The 18,541-nt window shown below is 63.4% G+C and carries 20 protein-coding genes; 8 read left to right on the top strand and 12 right to left on the bottom strand.

Features of this window, described 5'->3' with window-relative positions; genetic code table 11:
• The first annotated feature begins 7 nt into the window (after positions 1–7).
• Positions 8–1,231, top strand: coding sequence for an MFS transporter (locus AC1DX0_RS15670; protein ID WP_477355975.1), 1,224 nt, complete (start codon positions 8–10; stop codon positions 1,229–1,231).
• Positions 1,232–1,260: 29 nt separating this feature from the next.
• On the opposite strand, the gene AC1DX0_RS15665 is transcribed toward AC1DX0_RS15670, so the two are convergent.
• From AC1DX0_RS15665 to aroC, 3 genes are all read right to left on the bottom strand, one after another.
• Positions 1,261–1,797: a GNAT family N-acetyltransferase gene (locus AC1DX0_RS15665; protein ID WP_477219666.1), complete on the bottom strand. Its 537-nt coding sequence runs from the start codon at positions 1,795–1,797 to the stop codon at positions 1,261–1,263.
• A 35-nt stretch (positions 1,798–1,832) separates the two neighbouring features.
• Complete coding sequence (gene ribB / locus AC1DX0_RS15660) at positions 1,833–2,933, bottom strand: 3,4-dihydroxy-2-butanone-4-phosphate synthase (protein WP_477219667.1); 1,101 nt, start codon at positions 2,931–2,933, stop codon at positions 1,833–1,835.
• Between the two features lie 129 nt (positions 2,934–3,062).
• Positions 3,063–4,160 (bottom strand): chorismate synthase, encoded by a 1,098-nt coding sequence (gene aroC, locus AC1DX0_RS15655; RefSeq protein ID WP_477355966.1) that lies wholly within the window; start codon positions 4,158–4,160, stop codon positions 3,063–3,065.
• Positions 4,161–4,344: 184 nt separating this feature from the next.
• Between aroC and AC1DX0_RS15650 the strand changes: the two genes are divergently transcribed.
• Entirely contained in the window at positions 4,345–4,605 is a 261-nt protein-coding gene (locus tag AC1DX0_RS15650; RefSeq protein ID WP_477355963.1) for a DUF1344 domain-containing protein, read from the top strand.
• 121 nt (positions 4,606–4,726) lie between these two features.
• On the opposite strand, the gene AC1DX0_RS15645 is transcribed toward AC1DX0_RS15650, so the two are convergent.
• The 4 genes from AC1DX0_RS15645 to AC1DX0_RS15630 all read right to left on the bottom strand — a co-directional run bounded on the left by AC1DX0_RS15645 (position 4,727) and on the right by AC1DX0_RS15630 (position 7,943).
• Positions 4,727–5,314: a histidine phosphatase family protein gene (locus AC1DX0_RS15645; RefSeq protein ID WP_477219670.1), complete on the bottom strand. Its 588-nt coding sequence runs from the start codon at positions 5,312–5,314 to the stop codon at positions 4,727–4,729.
• Between the two features lie 52 nt (positions 5,315–5,366).
• Positions 5,367–6,188: an enoyl-ACP reductase FabI gene (gene fabI / locus AC1DX0_RS15640; RefSeq protein WP_477219671.1), complete on the bottom strand. Its 822-nt coding sequence runs from the start codon at positions 6,186–6,188 to the stop codon at positions 5,367–5,369.
• Positions 6,189–6,293: 105 nt separating this feature from the next.
• Positions 6,294–7,223 (bottom strand): DnaJ C-terminal domain-containing protein, encoded by a 930-nt coding sequence (locus AC1DX0_RS15635; RefSeq protein WP_477219672.1) that lies wholly within the window; start codon positions 7,221–7,223, stop codon positions 6,294–6,296.
• A gap of 258 nt (positions 7,224–7,481) precedes the next feature.
• Complete coding sequence (locus tag AC1DX0_RS15630) at positions 7,482–7,943, bottom strand: RT0821/Lpp0805 family surface protein (protein WP_477355960.1); 462 nt, start codon at positions 7,941–7,943, stop codon at positions 7,482–7,484.
• 40 nt (positions 7,944–7,983) lie between these two features.
• Here AC1DX0_RS15630 and pdxH point away from each other — a divergent pair, with 40 nt between their 5' ends.
• A complete protein-coding gene (gene pdxH, locus AC1DX0_RS15625; protein WP_477219674.1) occupies positions 7,984–8,601 on the top strand; it encodes a pyridoxamine 5'-phosphate oxidase in 618 nt (205 codons plus the stop codon).
• Positions 8,602–8,607: 6 nt separating this feature from the next.
• On the opposite strand, the gene AC1DX0_RS15620 is transcribed toward pdxH, so the two are convergent.
• Positions 8,608–9,360, bottom strand: coding sequence for a crotonase/enoyl-CoA hydratase family protein (locus AC1DX0_RS15620; protein WP_477219675.1), 753 nt, complete (start codon positions 9,358–9,360; stop codon positions 8,608–8,610).
• A 32-nt stretch (positions 9,361–9,392) separates the two neighbouring features.
• On the bottom strand, positions 9,393–11,162 hold the full coding sequence (locus AC1DX0_RS15615) for an acyl-CoA dehydrogenase (RefSeq protein WP_477219676.1): 1,770 nt from the start codon (positions 11,160–11,162) through the stop codon (positions 9,393–9,395).
• 209 nt (positions 11,163–11,371) lie between these two features.
• On the opposite strand from AC1DX0_RS15615, the gene AC1DX0_RS15610 reads away from it, so the two are divergent.
• The 3 genes from AC1DX0_RS15610 to AC1DX0_RS15600 all read left to right on the top strand — a co-directional run bounded on the left by AC1DX0_RS15610 (position 11,372) and on the right by AC1DX0_RS15600 (position 13,850).
• On the top strand, positions 11,372–11,608 hold the full coding sequence (locus AC1DX0_RS15610) for a hypothetical protein (RefSeq protein ID WP_477219677.1): 237 nt from the start codon (positions 11,372–11,374) through the stop codon (positions 11,606–11,608).
• Positions 11,609–11,741: 133 nt separating this feature from the next.
• On the top strand, positions 11,742–12,854 hold the full coding sequence (locus tag AC1DX0_RS15605; RefSeq protein ID WP_477355972.1) for a glycoside hydrolase family 25 protein: 1,113 nt from the start codon (positions 11,742–11,744) through the stop codon (positions 12,852–12,854).
• A 231-nt stretch (positions 12,855–13,085) separates the two neighbouring features.
• The gene (locus AC1DX0_RS15600) at positions 13,086–13,850 is read left to right on the top strand and encodes a hypothetical protein (protein WP_477219678.1); all 765 of its coding nucleotides are present in this window, start codon (positions 13,086–13,088) and stop codon (positions 13,848–13,850) included.
• A gap of 62 nt (positions 13,851–13,912) precedes the next feature.
• Here the strand turns inward: AC1DX0_RS15600 and purD are convergent, their stop codons facing one another.
• Positions 13,913–15,193 carry a phosphoribosylamine--glycine ligase gene (gene purD, locus AC1DX0_RS15595; protein WP_477219679.1) on the bottom strand — a complete coding sequence of 427 codons (1,281 nt, stop codon included), beginning with the start codon at positions 15,191–15,193 and terminating at the stop codon, positions 13,913–13,915.
• Between the two features lie 153 nt (positions 15,194–15,346).
• On the bottom strand, positions 15,347–16,168 hold the full coding sequence (locus AC1DX0_RS15590) for a phytanoyl-CoA dioxygenase family protein (protein ID WP_477219680.1): 822 nt from the start codon (positions 16,166–16,168) through the stop codon (positions 15,347–15,349).
• Positions 16,169–16,257: 89 nt separating this feature from the next.
• On the opposite strand from AC1DX0_RS15590, the gene AC1DX0_RS15585 reads away from it, so the two are divergent.
• Positions 16,258–17,169, top strand: coding sequence for a LysR family transcriptional regulator (locus AC1DX0_RS15585; RefSeq protein WP_477219681.1), 912 nt, complete (start codon positions 16,258–16,260; stop codon positions 17,167–17,169).
• Between the two features lie 68 nt (positions 17,170–17,237).
• On the top strand, positions 17,238–18,221 hold the full coding sequence (gene ubiA, locus AC1DX0_RS15580; RefSeq protein WP_477355969.1) for a 4-hydroxybenzoate octaprenyltransferase: 984 nt from the start codon (positions 17,238–17,240) through the stop codon (positions 18,219–18,221).
• A 97-nt stretch (positions 18,222–18,318) separates the two neighbouring features.
• Here ubiA and AC1DX0_RS15575 read toward each other — a convergent pair.
• Positions 18,319–18,541 (bottom strand): DUF6101 family protein (locus AC1DX0_RS15575; RefSeq protein WP_477355957.1); only part of this gene is annotated, 223 nt, incomplete at its 5' end.

The raw sequence follows: 18,541 nt of genomic DNA, 5'->3' as shown, positions 1-18,541 counted from the left end.
GGAACCCATGCAAAACCCCTATGCTGCAATCTTTCGTGCTCCGGGAGCCAAGGGCTTCGCGATCGCCGGCTTCATCGCGCGCCTGCCGATCGCCATGGCGCCGATCGGCATTGTGGCCATGCTGTCGCAGACGCGCGGCGAATACTGGTTGGCCGGCGCGGTCTCGGCGACATTCGCTCTCGGCAACGCATTCGTTTCGCCGCAGACGTCGAGGCTGGTGGATCGCCTTGGACAGACGCGGGTTGCGGTCCCCACCACCCTCATCACATTTATCGCCTTTGCGGTGCTGATTGTTGCGGCCAATCAGGATTGGCCGGTATGGACGCTGTTCGTGTCGGCGCTGGCGGCAGCCGCCATGCCCAGCATGCCGGCAATGGTTCGCGCGCGCTGGACCGAGCTTTTTCGCGGACGTCCGCAAATGAACACTGCATTCGCCTTCGAGTCGGTCGCGGACGAACTGGTCTATATTCTCGGCGCATCACTTTCGGTGGGCCTCAGCGCCGCACTGTTTCCGGAAGCCGGCGTCCTGGCAAGCACGCTGTTTCTTGCCGTTGGCTGGGCCGCGTTCATCCTGCAGCGTTCGAGCGAACCACAAGTGCGGCCGGTTGGTCATGGCTCCGCCGGCTCGGCAATCCGTCTGCGGCCGGTGCAGATCATCACCTTCGCCATAATCTTCGTTGGCGCGACCTTCGCGACGACGGAGGTCAGCACGATAGCGCTTACCAAGGAACTCGGGCGGCCCGGTGCYGCCAGCCTCGTCATCGGCGTCTATGCRSTGGGATCGTTCGCGCTCGGCATTGTGGTCGGCGCGCTCAACCTGAAGGCGCCGCTGCAGCGGCAACTCGCCATTGCCGTCGCCGTCCTGGCGCTCAGCACATTGCTGCCGCTCACCGCCGGCTCAGTGCCGCTGCTGGCCCTGACCGTGTTCCTCAGCGGCGTGGCGATCTCGCCGACCTTCATTACGGCGTTCGGCCTGATCGAGCGGCATGTGCCGGAAGCGATGCTGACCGAGGGCATCACCTGGGTGACAACAGGGATCGGTATCGGCATGGCGCTGGGCGCGTTCGTCGCCGGCGCGGTGGTGGATGCGTTTGGCGCCCAGAGCGGATTCTGGGTCTCCGTTGCATCAGGCACGATTGCGTTGGCCACAGTGCTGCTTGGCCAGCGCAGTCTGGCCACCCGCGAATGCCACCTGGATGGGTGTGAGGCTGCCGCCGTTCCCGCGGAATAGCGCGCTCGGCCTTGGTGGGCCGGGCCGTCCTATGTGGCGGGACCTGAAATCCAGCGCGGTCGTGCCAGCGCAAAAAGCATTGTTGGCGCGCCGTGCAGCATCACCTCCTGCTCGAAGGCGAAGCCGCATTTCTCCAGCACCCGCCTTGATGCCGGATTGGCGGCACGGGCAAGGCCAATGACCCGGTCGGCACGGAGAGGGCCGAACGCGGCCTGCAGCGCCGCGGTGACCAGTTCCGTGGCATAGCCATGGCCCCAGCTCTGGGGATGAAGATGGTAGGACAGGTTCAGGCCGTCAAAGTCAGCCGATACGGTGACACCGCCGAAGCCGACCAGCTTGCCATCGGCTTCGACCGCCCAGCGGCCAAAGCCATGCTTGTCCCAATGGCCGATGTCGCGCGCCAGCCTGGCGGCGCTCTGCTGAGGCGTGTCCGCAACCGGATCGGGGCGATGGGCGACAAGTTGATAGCGCGAGAAGAGGTCGATCAGGAAATCCAGATCAGCCTGCGCCGGGCGGCGCAGCAAAAGCCGCTCGCTGCGCTGGCTCAGAGGCAATGACGCGTTCATGCCATCATCTCCCGGCAAAGGGATCGGTTACCCCTTCACAGGATCTCGGTCTTGGCGATGTGGATGCCAAAGCCTTCGAGACCGACATAGTGGCGCTCGCGTGAGGCAATCAGGTTGATCGAGGAAATGCCGAGATCCTTCAGGATCTGCGCGCCGAGGCCGATCTCGCGCCATTCGTTCTCGCGGCGGCGGGCCTCTTCGTGATCCTCGCGATCGCCGCTCAGCGGGCGCTTGCGCTGCTGATGCGCGACACCGACCGAGCCTTCTCTGAGATAGACGATGACGCCGCGCTTGCGCTCGCCCATCGTTTTCATGATGGCGTCGAGCCGATGGCTGGTGCCGAAGACGTCGGTCACCACATCCTCGGAATGCAGCCGCACCGGCACGTCCTCGCCATCGCGGATATCGCCGAAGACGATAGCGACGTGATGCATGGTGTCCCAGGGAAGCGTGTAGGTGAAGACCTGAGCCTTGCCGCCAAGCGTGTCGATATCGGAGCAGGCGACGCGCTCGACCAGCGTTTCCTTGCGCTGACGGTAAGCGATGAGGTCGGCGACCGAAACCTGCTTCAGACCATGCTCCTCGGCGAAAGCCTGCACCTGCGGCCCCCGCTTGACGGTGCCGTCGTCATTGACCAGTTCGGAAATGACGCCGATCAGCGGCAGGCCGGCGAGCTTGCAGAGATCGACCGCGGCTTCAGTATGGCCCGAACGCATCAGCACGCCGCCTTCGCGCGCGATCAGCGGAAAGATGTGGCCGGGGCGGACAAAATCGGAAGCGCCGACATTGCCATTGGCAAGGTTGCGCACGGTCAGCGTGCGGTCGTCGGCCGAAATGCCAGTCGTCGTGCCATGTTTGAAATCGACGCTGACGGTGAATGCGGTGGTGTGGGCGGAATCGTTGTCGGCGACCATCGGCTGCAGGTTGAGCCGCTTGGCTTCCTCACGCGGCATCGGCGTACAGACGATGCCCGAGGTGTTGCGGATGATGAAGGCCATCTTTTCCGGCGTGCAGTGAACAGCGGCGACGATCAGGTCGCCCTCGTTCTCGCGCCCGTCATCGTCCATGACGACGACGATCTCGCCGCGCTCGAAAGCGCGGATGGCTTCGACGATCTTCTTCTGGTCGTAAGGCATGGACGCTCGCTTTGCTCGCAGGGCAGTAGGGGAATAGGGCAGTAAGGCAGCAGGGGAAAGCAAAAATTTGGCTGTCTGAGCGCTGGGCGTAGCATACTGCCCTACTGCCCTACTGCCTTACTCCCCCACTCACCTCCCGGTCTGTCCCCGATGCCGCAGATAGTGATCGGCAATGGCGCAGGCAACCATGGCTTCACCAATCGGTACGGCGCGGATGCCGACGCAGGGATCGTGGCGGCCCTTGGTCATSAYMTCGACGTCRTTGCCGTCCTTGTCGATCGACTTGCGCGGCGTCAGGATCGACGAGGTCGGCTTGACGGCGAAGCGCGCGATGATCGCTTGGCCGGTCGAGATGCCGCCAAGGATGCCGCCGGCATTGTTGGAGAGAAACACCGGCTTGCCGTCATTGCCCATACGCATCTCGTCGGCATTCTGTTCGCCGGTGATGCGCGCGGCCTCGAAACCATTGCCGATCTCGACGCCCTTGACGGCGTTGATCGACATCAGGCCCGACGCGATGTCCTGGTCGAGCTTGGCRTAGATCGGCGCGCCGAGGCCTGSSGGMACRCCGTCGGCGACRATCTCGATSACCGCRCCGACCGAGGARCCRGCCTTGCGRATGCCRTCGAGRTATTKGGTGAAGACKGSRACSGARGCSGGATCGGGSGTGAAGAACGGGTTCTCGGCRTCRCCGATGAAATTCCAGTTCCAGTTGGCGCGRTCGATCGACTTTTCGCCCATCGACACCAGCGCGCCGCGCACCACCATGCCCGGCACCACCTTGCGGGCGAGCGCGCCTGCCGCCACCCGCGCCGCTGTTTCGCGAGCCGAGGAGCGGCCACCGCCGCGATAGTCGCGTATGCCGTATTTGACATCGTAGGTGTAGTCGGCATGGCCCGGCCGGAACTGGCGAGCGATCTCGCCATAGTCCTTCGAACGCTGGTCGACATTTTCGATCAGCATCGAGACCGGCGTGCCGGTGGTGATCATCGTCTCGCCGTCCTCGTCGAGCACGAAGCCCGACAGCACTTTCACCTCGTCCGGCTCGCGGCGCTGGGTGACGAAACGCGACTGGCCCGGCCGGCGCTTGTCGAGTTCAGCCTGGATCTCGTCGCGCGTGAAGCGGATGCCGGGCGGACAGCCGTCGACCACGCAGCCCAGTGCTGCGCCATGGCTTTCGCCCCAGGTGGTGACGCGGAAAAGATGGCCGAACGTGTTGTGAGACATGGAAAAGTGCCCTGCCCGGCAGCCGAGCCGGTTGAAGCCTGCCTTCTATTGGCGTTTTTTGCAGTGGTCAAACTGTCATCCCCGCCGTTTAAGTTTTGACACATTCGGCTGGTTTCTGCTTTCTTCCATCCGCCGTTGAGGATCCGCCGCCACAGTGCCGGCGCAATGACCAAAGAGGACGATCATGCGTACCCTGATTGGCACTGTTGTCGCCACGCTGCTTTATGCCACCGCTGCTTTCGCCGGCCAGACCGAAGGCCTGATCAAGAAGGTCGACAAGGACGCGCTGACCCTGACGCTGGACGACGGCAAATCCTACAAGCTGAAYGCCGARACCGATCTCGAYGCGCTGAAGCCGGGCATGGACATCGTCATCGCTTAYGACGTGASCAATGGCGAGAACGTCATCACTGACATGCAGTTGCCGGACGGCGACACGAACTAAAGCTTCCGACCCAAGTTGGATGCGTGCCGTCGGTTCGACATTCCGCCGAGCCGGCCCAAACGTGTCTTACGCGATTGCGGCGGCAAACTGCCGCGTCATTTCCTCGGCCATTTTAGACCGCCTAAAGCCATTCCAGGCTCTTGCCTTCAAGCTTGAGCACGCGATCCTGCGGTATCTCCAGGTTCGCGGCCTCGTCTTCGGCCATATCAAGCACGAAGCGGAACAGCGTGCGCATGACGCCACCGTGCGTCACACAGACCGTCTTGCGGTCCATCTCGTCGAAGCAGGGCTTCACCCGTTCGAGCAGCATCTGGTAGCTTTCCGCCCCGTCGCCGGGCGGCTGGAAGTTCCATTTGTCCAGCGCGCGGGACCGGCTTGCTCCAGGTGACTGCGTCTCGAGTTCGGCAAAGGTAAAACTCTGCCAGTCACCGAAATTGACTTCAATGAGGCGTGCATCGGTTCGATAGGCGAGCGGATCGAGTTTCATCGCGGAGCGGATGCGTTCCATCGTTTCGCGCGTTCGCCGCATCGGGCTGGCGGCGAAATCGAAATCGTGGGGATCGCCGACAAGTTCGGCCAGCCGATGCCCGTTCCCGGTCGCCTGTTCGCGGCCTAGCACATTGAGATCGGTGTCGGCCTGGCCCTGAAGCCGGAACTCGGCGTTCCACGCGGTCTGGCCGTGGCGCACGATATAAACCAGCGGGTACATCAGGTCTTCCGGAGGTCGGGCCTGGGCCTGGGCGGAGGATAGGCGGAGGGAGTTAGTCCTTGACCGTCGAAATATCAGGCGCGTCGACCGCCTTCATGCCGACCACGTGGTAGCCGGAATCGACATGATGCACTTCGCCGGTGACGCCACGCGACAGGTCGGACAGGAAATAGACGCCGGAATCGCCGACCTCTTCCTGGGTGACCGTCCGCTTCAGCGGCGAATTGTATTCGTTCCACTTCAGGATGTAGCGGAAGTCGCCGATGCCGGATGCGGCCAGCGTCTTGATCGGGCCGGCGGAGATGGCGTTGACGCGGATCTTCTTGGCGCCGAGATCGACGGCGAGGTAGCGCACGCTGGCCTCGAGCGCGGCCTTGGCGACACCCATGACGTTGTAATGCGGCATCACCTTCTCGGCACCGTAATAGGTCAGCGTCAGAAGTGAACCGCCATCGGTCATCAGCGCCTCGGCGCGCTTGGCAATGGTGGTGAAGGAATAGACCGAAATGTCCATGGTGCGCAGGAAGTTGTCGCGCGTGGTCTCGACATAGCGGCCGGTCAGCTCATCCTTGTCGGAAAAAGCGATGGCATGGACGAGGAAATCGAGCTTGCCACCCCAATGCCTGGCGACATTGGCGAAAACCTCGTCGAGGGTCGCCGGATCAGTGACGTCGCAATGGCCGGCGACAAAGGCGCCAAGTTCCGCCGCCAGCGGCTCGACGCGCTTCTTGAACGCCTCGCCCTGATAGGTCAACGCGATCTCGGCGCCATGATCAACACAGGCCTTGGCTATGCCATAGGCAATCGACCTGTTGTTCGCGACGCCAAGAATCAGGCCGCGCTTGCCGGCCATCAGGCCCTGTCCACCCGCCATGTGAGCGCTCTCCGCAAGGTTTCTGGTTTGTGGAGTGCCTATCGCACAGGCACACAGCCCCTTCAAGCGCTCAAACCGGACAGTTCGGGGGACAAAAGCGCTGGATCAGCCTTTTTGGCTACGCAGCAGGGCCTCGAGTGCAGAATCCCCGCCCTCCGGCAGCATGATGCGCACATGGACGTAGAGATCGCCATGGCCGCCGGCTTTCTCCGGCAAGCCCCTGCCCTTGAGCCGCAGGACCTTGTCCGAGCTCGACCAGGCGGGCACATTGACCGCAAGCCTGCCGGTTGGCGTCTCGACCGGCACCTTGGCGCCCAGCACCGCATCCGCCAGCGACACCGGCAGATCGGCATGCAGGTCGCGGCCTTCGACGCGGTAGCGCGAATGCCGGCGGATATGGATCTTGACCAGCGCGTCACCGGGCTGGCCAGGGCCCTGCTCGCCCTGCCCCTTCAGCCGGATGGTCTGGCCATCCTCGACAAAGGCCGGCAGTTTGACCGCCACCTTGCGACCATCGGGGAACATCGCCGTCACCTTTTCGGCGGTCGCGGCTTCCTCGATGGTGACGTCGAGCGTGACGTTCAGATCGGCCGCCGTCGCCGGCTGACGACGGTCGCCAGCGCCGGCGCCGCGCGCGCCGGAAAAGGCGTCGCCGAAAATCTGGCTGAAAATATCGCTGTTGCCGTCGAACGGATCACCGCCCGGGCGCCCAGACCTGAATTCGAATCGCGAACCACCGGCCCCTTGCTGGCGGCGAAACCCGCCGAACGGATCGCCGCCACCGGCGGCGCCTTCAAATCCCTGGAAGCGCGGTTTTCCGTCGGCGTCGATCTCGCCGCGATCGAAGGCGGCACGGTTCTTCTCGTCGCCAACGATCTCATAGGCCTGGTTGGCCTGGGCAAAACGGTCCTTCGCCTTGGGATCATCCGGATTCTGGTCCGGATGATGTTTCTTGGCGAGTTTCCGATACGCCGATTTTATGTCCTTGGCCGATGCGTTCTTTGCAACGCCCAGGACCTCATACGGGTCGCGCATGCTTCCTGCCCTGGAAATGAGTTGAGTCCATACTTGCCCTCTATATGCGCTCGCATAGGAAGAAATTCCAGTAGCGGGTCACCATATCGGAAGCGGAAAATCAGAGCCTGATCCGAAAGTCGGCGGCTGAGGATCGGTGAGGGATTTTTGTCGATCCGGAAGGAGCCGATCGCAGCCGATATCGCGATATCGGCAAGATTGGCGACGCACCGGGCGACGAAAAGACCCGCCGAGCCGACCCGATCTTTCGAGTCCGGCTCAGAGCGCTTTGAAGCCCTGCATGCGCCAGCCGCCGGCACTGGCGAGGCACAGTTCGCCCTCGAACATGGCAACGCCATCAAAGCTCTCGCGCGAGGCCTTGAAGCGGCGGCAGGTCTGGCCCCTGTCCTTCAATTCCGCCAGCTCGGTGATCGAGCCGCGTGAGCCGGTGCCGGTATTCGCCCACGGCACGGCCTGGCCGCCGAGTTGCTCGATGTCGGCGGAGGACACTGCATTGCCGATCGTCGTCTGGTCGGAATCACGATCCGAATCGGTCGACGCGGCCGAAGCCTGCGTGCTGCTGGTCAGGATCGAGCGGTCCACTTCGGCCTTTTCCAGGCTGAAGCCACCTGCGCCACAGCCAACAAGCGGCAGGGCGATTGACACGATCGCCGCTTTCGCGCTGGCCGAAGCGATAACGCCCCAKTGCCTGCTGTCAAAAGCTTGCGCGATACGCGACAATCGGCAACCTCCCTGATCTCGTGACAATTTGAGAAAAACTATGAGTGACACAGAGTTAACAACCAGTGACTTTACCGAAGCGGCCGAGCCGTTTCGCCTTTTTGCCGCCTGGCTGGACGATGCCACCAAGAGCGAGATCAACGACGCCAATGGTGTCGCACTTGCGACCGTCGATGCCGAAGGCATGCCGGATGTGCGGATGGTGCTGCTCAAGGGGTTCGATGAGGGTGGCTTTGTTTTCTACACGAATTTCGAGAGCGCGAAGGGCCAGGAGATTCTTGGCAGCATGAAGGCGGCGATGTGTTTCCACTGGAAATCGCTGCGCCGGCAGGTGCGCATTCGCGGTCCGGTGGAGATCGTCAGCGAGGCCGATGCCGACAGCTATTATGCGACGCGCCCGCGCGGCAGCCGCATCGGCGCCTGGGCGTCGAAGCAGTCGCGGCCGCTGGAGAGCCGCTTCGCGCTCGAGAAGGCAGTCGCCGAATACACAGCCCGTTACGCCATCGGCGAGATTCCGCGGCCAAAGCACTGGTCAGGCTTCCGCATCGTGCCGAAGGTGATCGAGTTCTGGCATGACAGGCCGTTCCGACTGCACGACCGGATGGTCTTTTCCCGCAATGCCAAGGGCGGTTGGGACAAGACGCGGCTTTATCCCTGAAAGGTCTCAGCTCTTCTTTCTGGTCATAAACGCAGTGAGCGCCGCGCGAGCCTCATCCGACTTCAGCCGCTCGCGGAAATGCTCGCTTTCCTCGCCGATGCGGGCGACGAGGTCATCGCGCGAGCCGCGCATCAAATCACGCGCGATCTTCAGCGCCTGCGGCGGCTTGGCGGCGATCTGGCCGGCGGCCGCCAGCACCGAGGCTTCAAGTGCACCCTCTTCGACCACTTCATAGATCAAGCCAGCGGCCTTCGCGCGCTCGGCGGAAAAACCCTCGCCAAGACCGAGCAGTGCGAAGGCGCCTTGCTGGCCCAGGATGCGCGGCGCCAGCAGGCTKGASCCCGCCTCGGGCACCAGGCCGAGRTCGACAAARGGCGTCCTGAACAGGGTGCGCGGCGTGGCGAAGGTCAGGTCGCAATGCAGGTTGAGCGTGGTGCCGATGCCGACCGCGATGCCGTCGACGCCGGAGACGATGGGTTTTTCGACCCTGGCCAGCGCCATCAGAAAATCCCAGACTTCCGTGCCGCCATCGCCGCCGGTGGCCACGACCATGAAATCGGCAAGGTCATTGCCGGAAGAGAAAGCGCCGGGCACGCCGAAGAAGACATGGACGCGGATCGCCGGATCGGCGTCACCTTCGGCAAGAGCCGTCGACATCTTTGCGTACATGGCGCGGGTCAGCGCGTTCTTCTTGTCCGGGCGGTTCATGCGGATGATCTGGATCGCGCCCTGGCGCTCGACGAGGATGTGGTCTGTCACGGTCTTTTTTCCCTGGTGAGCGCTTTGAGAATTCAGGCTGATATCAGCGTCTTGCCGGCGGCAACGAGGCTCTCTGCGCCATCGACAACACGCCCTTTCAAGGCACTCGCCTCGCCGAGCAGGTTTTCCGCGAAGAAGCGGCAAAGGGCGATGCGGCCTTGGTCGGCAAGACCGCCGCGCGCCAGATAGGCGCCGCCGGCGGCAAGCGAGATCAGCCGCAGATACGGCGTCGCGCCCGCCAGCGCCTCTTCCACCCGGCCGTCGGCCGACAGTTTTTGCAGAAAGCGCGTCGTTTGTGTCAGATCGCCGAGTGCAGCATCGAGCGCATCGGCGGTGCGACCGAAACCTTGCAGGTTGGAGGTCCGCACGGCGTTGGCGACAGTGGCCAATTCGCCGATGAAGCCATGCACATGCTCGCCGCCGCCAAGCGGCAGTTTGCGGGTGACCAGATCGATCGCCTGGATGCCATTGGTGCCCTCGTAGATCGGCGCGATGCGCGCGTCGCGGTAGAAGGCTGCCGCCCCCGTTTCCTCGATGAAGCCCATGCCGCCATGCACCTGRACGCCGAGCGAGGCGACGTCGACGCCGACATCGGTCGAGAACGCCTTGGCCAGCGGTGTCAAAAGATTGGCACGGTCGCGCCAATGCGCAGCCTCGTCACCGTCCGAGACCCGCGCCATGTCGATGGCGTGGGCACAGGAATAGCTGATCGCCCGCGCGATCTGCGTCAGCGCCTTCATGGTCAGGAGATTGCGCTGTACGTCGGGGTGATGGACGATCGGCGCCATGCCGGCGCCGGCGTAATCCGCCGCTTTGCCCTGGCGGCGGTCGTTGGCATAGGCGATTGCCTTCTGGGTGGCGGCTTCCGCGACCGCGACACCCTGCATGCCGACGCAAAGCCGCGCATTGTTCATCATAGTGAACATGCAGGCGAGGCCCTTGTTCTCCTCGCCGATCAGCCAGCCAATGGCGCCCGGCTTGGTGCCCTGGAACCCGTCACCATAGATCATGGTGCAGGTCGGCGAGGCATGGATGCCGAGCTTGTGTTCAAGGCCCGAACAGAAGACGTCGTTGCGCAACCCTAGCGATCCATCGTCGCCGACCAGGAATTTCGGCACCAGGAACAGCGAGATGCCGCGCGTGCCGGCAGGCGCATCCGGCAGCCGCGCCAGCACCAGATGGATGATGTTGTCGGTAAAATCGTGCTCGCCATAGGTGATGAATATCTTCTGGCCGAAGATGCGGTAGGTGCCGTCGCCGGCCGGTTCGGCGCGGGCGCGCAAGGCGGCGAGATCGGAGCCGGCCTGCGGTTCGGTCAGGTTCATCGTGCCCATCCACTCGCCGGACACGAGCTTGGCAAGGTACTTCGCCTTGAGCTCTTCGGAAGCATGCTTGTCCAGCGCTTCGACAGCGCCCATGGTCAGCGTCGGGCCGATGCCAAAGGCCATGGCGGCGGAGTTCCACATTTCGAGCGCGGCGACGCCGAGCATGGTCGGCAGCGCCTGGCCGCCATACTCTTCCGGTCCGGAGAGCGCGTTCCAGCCGCCATCGATCCAGCGGCGATAGAGGTCCTTCCAGCCCGGCGGCGTGGTGACGGCAGCGTCTTTCAGCACCGCACCGCGTTCGTCGCCAATCTTGTAGAGCGGCGCCACCTCCTCGGTGGCGAACCGGCCGGCCTCGCCAAGGACGGCATCGACCAGATCCTCGCCAAGATCGCCAAACGCGCCGGCATCCAGGGCCGGCTTCATGCCCGCCACATGCTTGAGCGTGAACGCAATATCCTCGACCGGTGCCCGATACATGCCGCTTTCCTCCTCAGCTTCCGCCTGCCGACCCTATGGCTGACGGAGCCGCAAAACCATCCGCCTTTGGGCGCTCTCCCATCTTCTTTTTACGTAAACGTCAAATTTTGTCACGTGGATTTTGCAATCGCGCCGGCCTGTATTAAATTCGATGGACGCCGCATCAAGTCGAACGTCGACAGCCAGAACCAGCCGACCGGAACCAGCCCATGCTCGCCAGACCCGACGCCTATCGCTGCATCGAATGCGGCTTGCCCTATCGCGCAACGGGGTTCTGGTACCATGAGGGCAAATTGGAGCACGGTGCGGCCTACTGGTCGGATCGCGGCATTTTGTGCTCGCCACAATGTTCGCTCGCCCATCATCGCAAGCGCGCCGCCGAGGGCACGCTGCAGCAAGAGCCCGCGCCCGACCCGTTCGGATTTCCGCCGGTCGGCCGGCGCTAACTTCGCCGCGCCTCAGCCTCGGGAAGCACTTTCTTAACCATACCGGCTCACCATCGGTGTTTAATCAACGGGGACCCCCTGTTTGAAAACGCCGGCGCATCCTCTTCGCCGCTCAGCGATCGCTCTTGCGGCGATGGTGGCGCTGATATCAGCGGCAAAGGCCTCGGACTTTTCCGAGCCGTGGAAGAGTGCCGACCGGGCTCTGGTGGTCGACGCTTACGAGTATAATTCCATCGACTGGGCGCAGCTTGCCACCGACAAGCGCATCGCCGGTTTCATCAACAAGGCGTCGGACGGCATGCCGCCGCCCTATTTCTGTTTCGGCAACGACACCGAGGTGAAGCTCTGCAAGGCGCTGTGGAAACGCCACGCGGTGACGCGCGAACTGTTCCAGACGCGCAGGGTTGTGGCCAAGGCGCTCGGCATGAAATGGGGYGCYTATCACCTCGCCCGCCCCGGCAACCCGRTCGAKCAGGCCAACAACTTCCTCGATTTCGCCGACCCCGCGCCGGACGATCTCATGGCGCTCGATATCGAAGGCATCGATCCCTCGCAGTGGATGTCGCTCGASGATGCCGARGAGTTCGTGCGCCAGGTGCATCGGCGCATGGGMCGCTTCCCGGTGCTCTACACCAACGGCAAGACCGCGCAGTACATCGCCGACAACCGCTATAAATACCGGCTCCTGTCACGGCTGCCGCTTTGGTACGCACGCTACAAGCCTGACATCGACGTGCATTTTCCGATGGGCAACTGGCAGGGCTACGCGCTCTGGCAATTCTCGGCGCAGGCCAATTGCGGCCGCTTCCGCTGCCCTTACAGGGTTGCCGGCACGCCTAACGATATCGACGTCAACGTCGCACCGACTGATGCCGTCACGCTGCGCCAGCAATGGCCCTTTGGCGGGCTGATCGACGTGCCATCAGACTATCTTGCCAGCGTGCCGGTACCGCTCTCGCGCGAAGCGGCGCTCGCCGGCAAGGCCACCCTCATCTATGCCGATGTGGCAACACCACCGACCGTCGAGGAAATGGTCGCGGTGCTCGGTTCGCGCTGGTCCAAATTCAGCGACGGATTCCGCATGCCGGTCGTGAAGACGGTGCCACGGCGGCCGAGCTTCGGCATCGTCCAATATGTCGCCTGGAAGCGGACTGAACAGCGGTCACCCGAGCAACTCGATGCCGCCTTTGCCGCAGCCGACCCGCTCAGCACCGCTTCGACAACGCTCGACCGCGATCAGCGCTGATATCGGCGGAGGCAGACGTCCCCAGCCGCATTCAGCCGACTTACCCAGGCCACGCGCTCGATCCTGCCGACCCTCGCCGTGGCCTTGCCGGTGCTGGCGTGCAAGCCGAAGAAAGATCAGCATTGTACGATCGCGGTGTCAGCGCCACAACACCCATAGAAGCACAAGACAGCAATCAGCGGTCGTCTTGCAAGTTACAGGGCCTTAACGGCTCTGCGCCAAAGTGTTTCTATGAAACTTCCTTTTTTTGGCCGCAAACCATCATCGTCAGCAAAGACACCTCCGTCTCCGCCAGCAGGTGACGGAAATGGCGAAGCTGGGCATCGCGCCGTGCTCGGTCATCTGCGCAGAACCGAAGGTGAGCAGCCTCTTGCGCGTCCACAACTCGTCGGGCGTTTGCTGTTCGACATGATCTGCAAAATGATCGCCAATGATCGCGGCGTGCGCATGGAAGATCTCCTTGCGATCCTCGCCTCGACCGGCGGTTTCTCATGCCTCGTGGCCGCATTGAGCGAGGTCGGCCGGAACCCGCTAACCGGCAACAGCCTGACGATAGTGACCGGGAAAGACCAACATCGCTACTTCTTCGGTGATCTCCCCAACCGTTATCTGATTGAAAGCGAATTCGCATTGCTGAGTCTGGCCTTGGGCGCGGCGCAGGCCTGTGGTGGCACTGTCTCGTTGGACATGGTGCATCAAGCCATGCGCCACGTCGCGGGCACGGTAGGCGGTGAGAGTTTCGGGCAGCCGCAGCTTCCCGCGGAACATCGCCCCGGCGATCTCCCATTCAACTACGTCAAATTCCTGTGGCCAAGAGTTCTCGAAGCGCTAAAGCTCTATGAAGTGTCGCCAACGCAGGCGCCGATCGCGCTCGGCTTTGCACTTCAGCGTGCGATCGAGGCAGGCAAGGATGCCATCGATCCGACGTTGGCGGCGCGAATCGCGATCGAGTGCGCCGTTCCTATGGCCAAGGTCGATCCGAAGCGAATTGTCTAAGGACCGCGTCCCGAAGGGTTCATGATGATGGCCTCGAACTCGTTGCGCTCGATCAGCATGATTCAGGCGCCGGTCTTCTCGCGCGCCACGGCCTGCCAGCCGATGTCGCGGCGGCAGAATCCATCCGGCCAGTCGATCCGGTCGAGCGCCGCATAGGCCCGCGCCTGCGCCTCGCCGACCGTGGCACCGGTCGCGGTCACATTGAGGACGCGGCCGCCATTGGCGACCAGTGCACCGCCATTGATGGCGGTTCCGGCATGGAATATCTGGACGCCGTCGCCCGCCGCGCCTTCGACGCCACGGATGACGGAGCCTTTTTCCGGCGTGCCGGGATAGCCCCTCGCCGCCATCACCACGGTGAGTGCCGCTTCATCGCGCCAGCGTATGGACGTGTGCGCGAGCTGGCCGTCCACGGCGGCGTTGAGCAGCACCAGCAGATCGTCCTTCAGCCGCATCATCAGCACCTGGCACTCAGGATCGCCGAAACGCGTATTGTATTCGATCAGCTTGGGACCCTTGTCCGTGATCATCAGCCCAGCGAAGAGAATACCGGCAAAGGGCGCGCCGAGCTCCGCCATGCCGCGCATCGTCGGCTCGATGATTTCGCGCATGGTGCGCTCGGTCATTTCCGGCGTCATCACCGGGGCCGGCGAATAGGCGCCCATGCCGCCGGTGTTGGGGCCGACATCGCCGTCGCCGACGCGCTTGTGGTCCTGCGCCGTGCCGAAGGGCAGTGCCGTGGTGCCGTCGCAGAGACAGAAAAAACTCGCCTCCTCGCCGGTCATGAATTCCTCGACCACCACTTCCGCGCCGGCGGCGCCGAAGGAGCCCTCAAAACAGGCATCGAGTGCTGCCCGCGCCTCGTCCAGCGTCATTGCGACGGTGACGCCCTTGCCGGCGGCGAGCCCGTCGGCCTTGATGACGATCGGCGCGCCCGTCTTTTCGACATAGGCTTTCGCCGAGGCCAGATCGCCGAAACGTCCGTAGGCGGCGGTCGGGATGTTGTATCGGGCGCAGAGGTCCTTGGTGAAACCCTTCGACCCCTCCAGGCGCGCGGCGGCCTTGGAAGGCCCGAAGACGCGGATGTTTTCGGCGCGCAGATCGTCGGCAATGCCGGCGACGAGCGGCCCTTCCGGACCGACCACGACGAGATCGATTTTTTTCTCCCGGCAGAAAGCGGCGACGGCGGCATGGTCGGTGATATCAAGCTTCACCAGTTCGGCCTCGCTGCCGATGCCCGGATTGCCGGGAGCCGCGTAGAGCTTGGTCAGCAGCGGCGAAGCGGCAATCTTCCAGGCCAGCGCATGTTCGCGGCCGCCGGAGCCTAGAAGAAGAACGTTCATGGCCACCTCTTGATGCTATCCCTTGGAGCAACCCGCTATTGCTCTACAGGCGACGGGTCAAGGCATCAGGGTGTTTTGATCCGATTTGCGCACGGGAACGTTATCCCAGCCGAATATGGGCGCCGAATTCCGGCGCCCATATTCTGGCCCGCTTCAGCCCTGGAAAACGACCGGGAACCAGTCCTCGCGCAATTTCTGACCCGGCTGCATGCCGTGGCCTTGATAGGGCGGCGATGTACGGCCGGGCCGCTCGACATAATGGGCATCGTCGCCGACCCAGCGCAGCGAAAGCGCCCGGCGCCGTGCCGCAGTCGGGTTGCCGCGCGCGCCATGCGCGGTGCGGAAGTCGAACAGGATGGCGTCACCCGGCTCCATCTCCCATTCGAGAACCTTCATCGACGGGTCCTTGTCGGGATCCGGCACCGGCAGATAGTCGCCTTCGCCGGCGTAGAAATTGCTGTCGTCGAGCCAGCGCACCGGCAGGATCATCTTGTCCCATTTGTGCGAGCCGGCGATCAGGCGCAGCGTCGCCTCCTTCACCGGGTCGATGGGGATCCAGAAGCTGACCGTCTGCTGGCCATCGACGAAATAATAGGGAATGTCCTGATGCCAGGGCGTCGGTTTCTGCGTGCCGGGTTCCTTGACCAACACGTGATCGTGGAAGAACTGCGCGGTCCGCGACTGCATCACCGCCGCCGCGATTTGCGCCGCCGGCGATTTCCGCACCACCTCGACGAATTCGGGAATGCGCTCCCAATTGCAGTAGTCGTCGAAGAAACTGCCGCGCCCATTGGCGATGTCCGATGCCGTGGCACTGCGGTTCTGCATGTTGCGCTCGATGCCGGCGGCGATCGTGTCGACCCAGCCTTTGAAGGCGCCGCGGATGCAAACCGCGCCGTCACGCTGGTAGTCGGCAATCGTGTCCGCGTCGATCACGGGGGCGTCGGCAGTGTGGGTGGCAGCTTGGGAAGCCATGGTGTTCTCCTCTTGGAATGAACCGACTATCGCAATCCTCTCTCATTCAGTAAAATAATAACTTTCCATCTGATATATAGAGTAGGCCTATGAACGTCACCCTCACGCAATTGCGCTATCTCGTCGCCGTGGCGCGCCATGGCAGCGTCACCGGCGCGGCAAAGATGCTGAACGTCTCACAGCCTTCAATTTCGGTGGCGATTGACGCGGTCGAAAAGAATTTCGGCCAGAAGCTGTTCGTCCGCCAGCGGGGAAGCGGCGTGTCGCCGACATCGTTCGGTCGCGCTTTCGTGGCCAAGGCGAGACAGGTTCTCACCGAAACGGACGAACTCGTCGGCCTGGGTTCGAGCAAATCGGCTGTCGGCGGCGAACTGGTGCTGGGGTGCTTCGAGGATCTGGCGCCATTCTTCGCACCGGCGCTGCTCCGCGCCTTTTCCGAACGCTATCCCGCGGTGAAAGTCGTCGTTCGCGACGAGACGTTCGAGACGCTTGGGCGGCGGCTTGGCGATGCGGCAATAGATCTCGGCCTCACCTATGATCTCAGCTTGCCGACACATTTCGCGCGCATCCTGCTGCACGAACTTCGCCCGCATGCGCTGTTGCCGGCAAGCCATGCGCTGGCGGACCAACCATCGGTCAGCCTGGCGGACCTCGCCGCCTATCCGCTGATCACGACGGATCAGCCGCACAGCTGGCAGCACATGCTCGACCTGTTCCGCAGCCGCGGCCTCTCGCCGGTCGCCGACAGGGCGACAAGTTCGTTCGAACTTCAGCGCAGCATGGTGGCGAACGGTTTTGGCGTCGCGGTCAGCTACACCCGCCCGCATGGCGACCGCAGCTATGACGGCCTGCCCCTGATCTGCAAGCCATTGTCGGACCCGCTGCCGATGCAACGGATCATCCTCACCTACGACACGCATCAGCGCGTGTCGAACGCGGCACTGGCATTCGTCGAGACGGCGAAAGACTGGTTTTCCAAGCGCGACATCTTCACCGCGTGACGGGTTGACGGTCACCGCTCATCCGCTTGCCGCTTGACGGTTTCCGCGGCTGCTGCCACTCCATGGGCATGGAACCGATCCAGTCGAAAGCCGCCCAGGGCCGTGTTGCCGATGCGCCGAACGGCCATTGGGTCTACCGCGTGCTGCCACGCTCGATCTGGCCCTATGCGCAGCTTGCGCGATGGGACAGGCCGATCGGCTGGCAATTGCTTTTGTGGCCATGCTGGTGGTCGGCCGCACTCGCCGCGAGCGCCTATCCGCGCCCCGGCGACCCGCTGCTCTCGCTGCTGCCGGCGCCATGGTATCTCGTGCTGTTCCTGGTCGGCGCCATCGCCATGCGCGGCGCCGGCTGCACCTACAACGACATCGTCGACGAGGGCATCGACAACCAGGTCGAACGCACCCGCTCACGGCCGCTGCCGTCAGGCCAGACCACGCGCCGGCGGGCCTGGCTGTTTCTTGTGCTGCAAGCCCTGGTCGGCCTTGCCGTGCTCCTGCAGTTCAACAGCTTCGCCATTCTGCTCGGCATCTGCTCGCTGGCGATCGTCGCCATCTATCCATTCATGAAGCGGATAACCAACTGGCCGCARYTGTTKCTYGGCCTYGCCTTTTCCTGGGGCGCGCTGATGGGATGGGCGGTSGAGTTCGGCGATCTCGATGGYCCSGCCGTSATGCTCTAYATCGGCTCGATCCTSTGGGTGATCGGCTAYGACACGATCTATGCGCATCAGGAYAAGGAAGATGACGCCATTGTCGGCGTGCGCTCTACGGCACGGCTGTTCGGCGACAACACCAAAGCGTGGCTGGCCGGGCTTTATGGCGGCACGCTGATCTGCTTCGCCATCGCCTTCGCGTCGGCGCAGGCGCCGGTGGTGGCGCTCGCCGGACTGATCGCCGCCGGCGCCCATATGGCCCGGCAGATCGCGGTTCTGGATATCAACGATCCCGACCAATGCCTGCGGCTGTTCCGGTCGAACAACCAGGTCGGCTGGCTGATCTTCCTTGGCCTGCTTGGCGGCGCATTGTGGGTGGCGCTGAAGCCGCTGGTCTAGCGGCCCTTTTTCCACGCCCTGGCCCTTCGCAGGCTCAGGGCGTTCGAAGCTCGAAAAGCCAAGCAATTGGCTTTTCGTTCGCTACGCGAACAGTTTCTCACTCCCTTGAAATGATCTCCTGGCCGTCGATGACCAGCCTGAGACCGAGGTTGCCGGCCCTGCGGCGGGCGAGGAAGCGAGGACGGCGTGTGTTGGAAACACGGCCCTTGCGGCGATCCTGCGGCGGCAGCGTCTTGATGGCGGCGCCAAGCGATTCTTCCAGGGTGCGGGCAACGCCGTCCGATTCAATGAGGAGCATCGGCAGACGGTAGGCATCGGCC

The organism is Mesorhizobium sp. P3_A9 (assembly GCF_056402975.1).
This window is presented reverse-complemented; position numbering and strand designations above follow the sequence as displayed.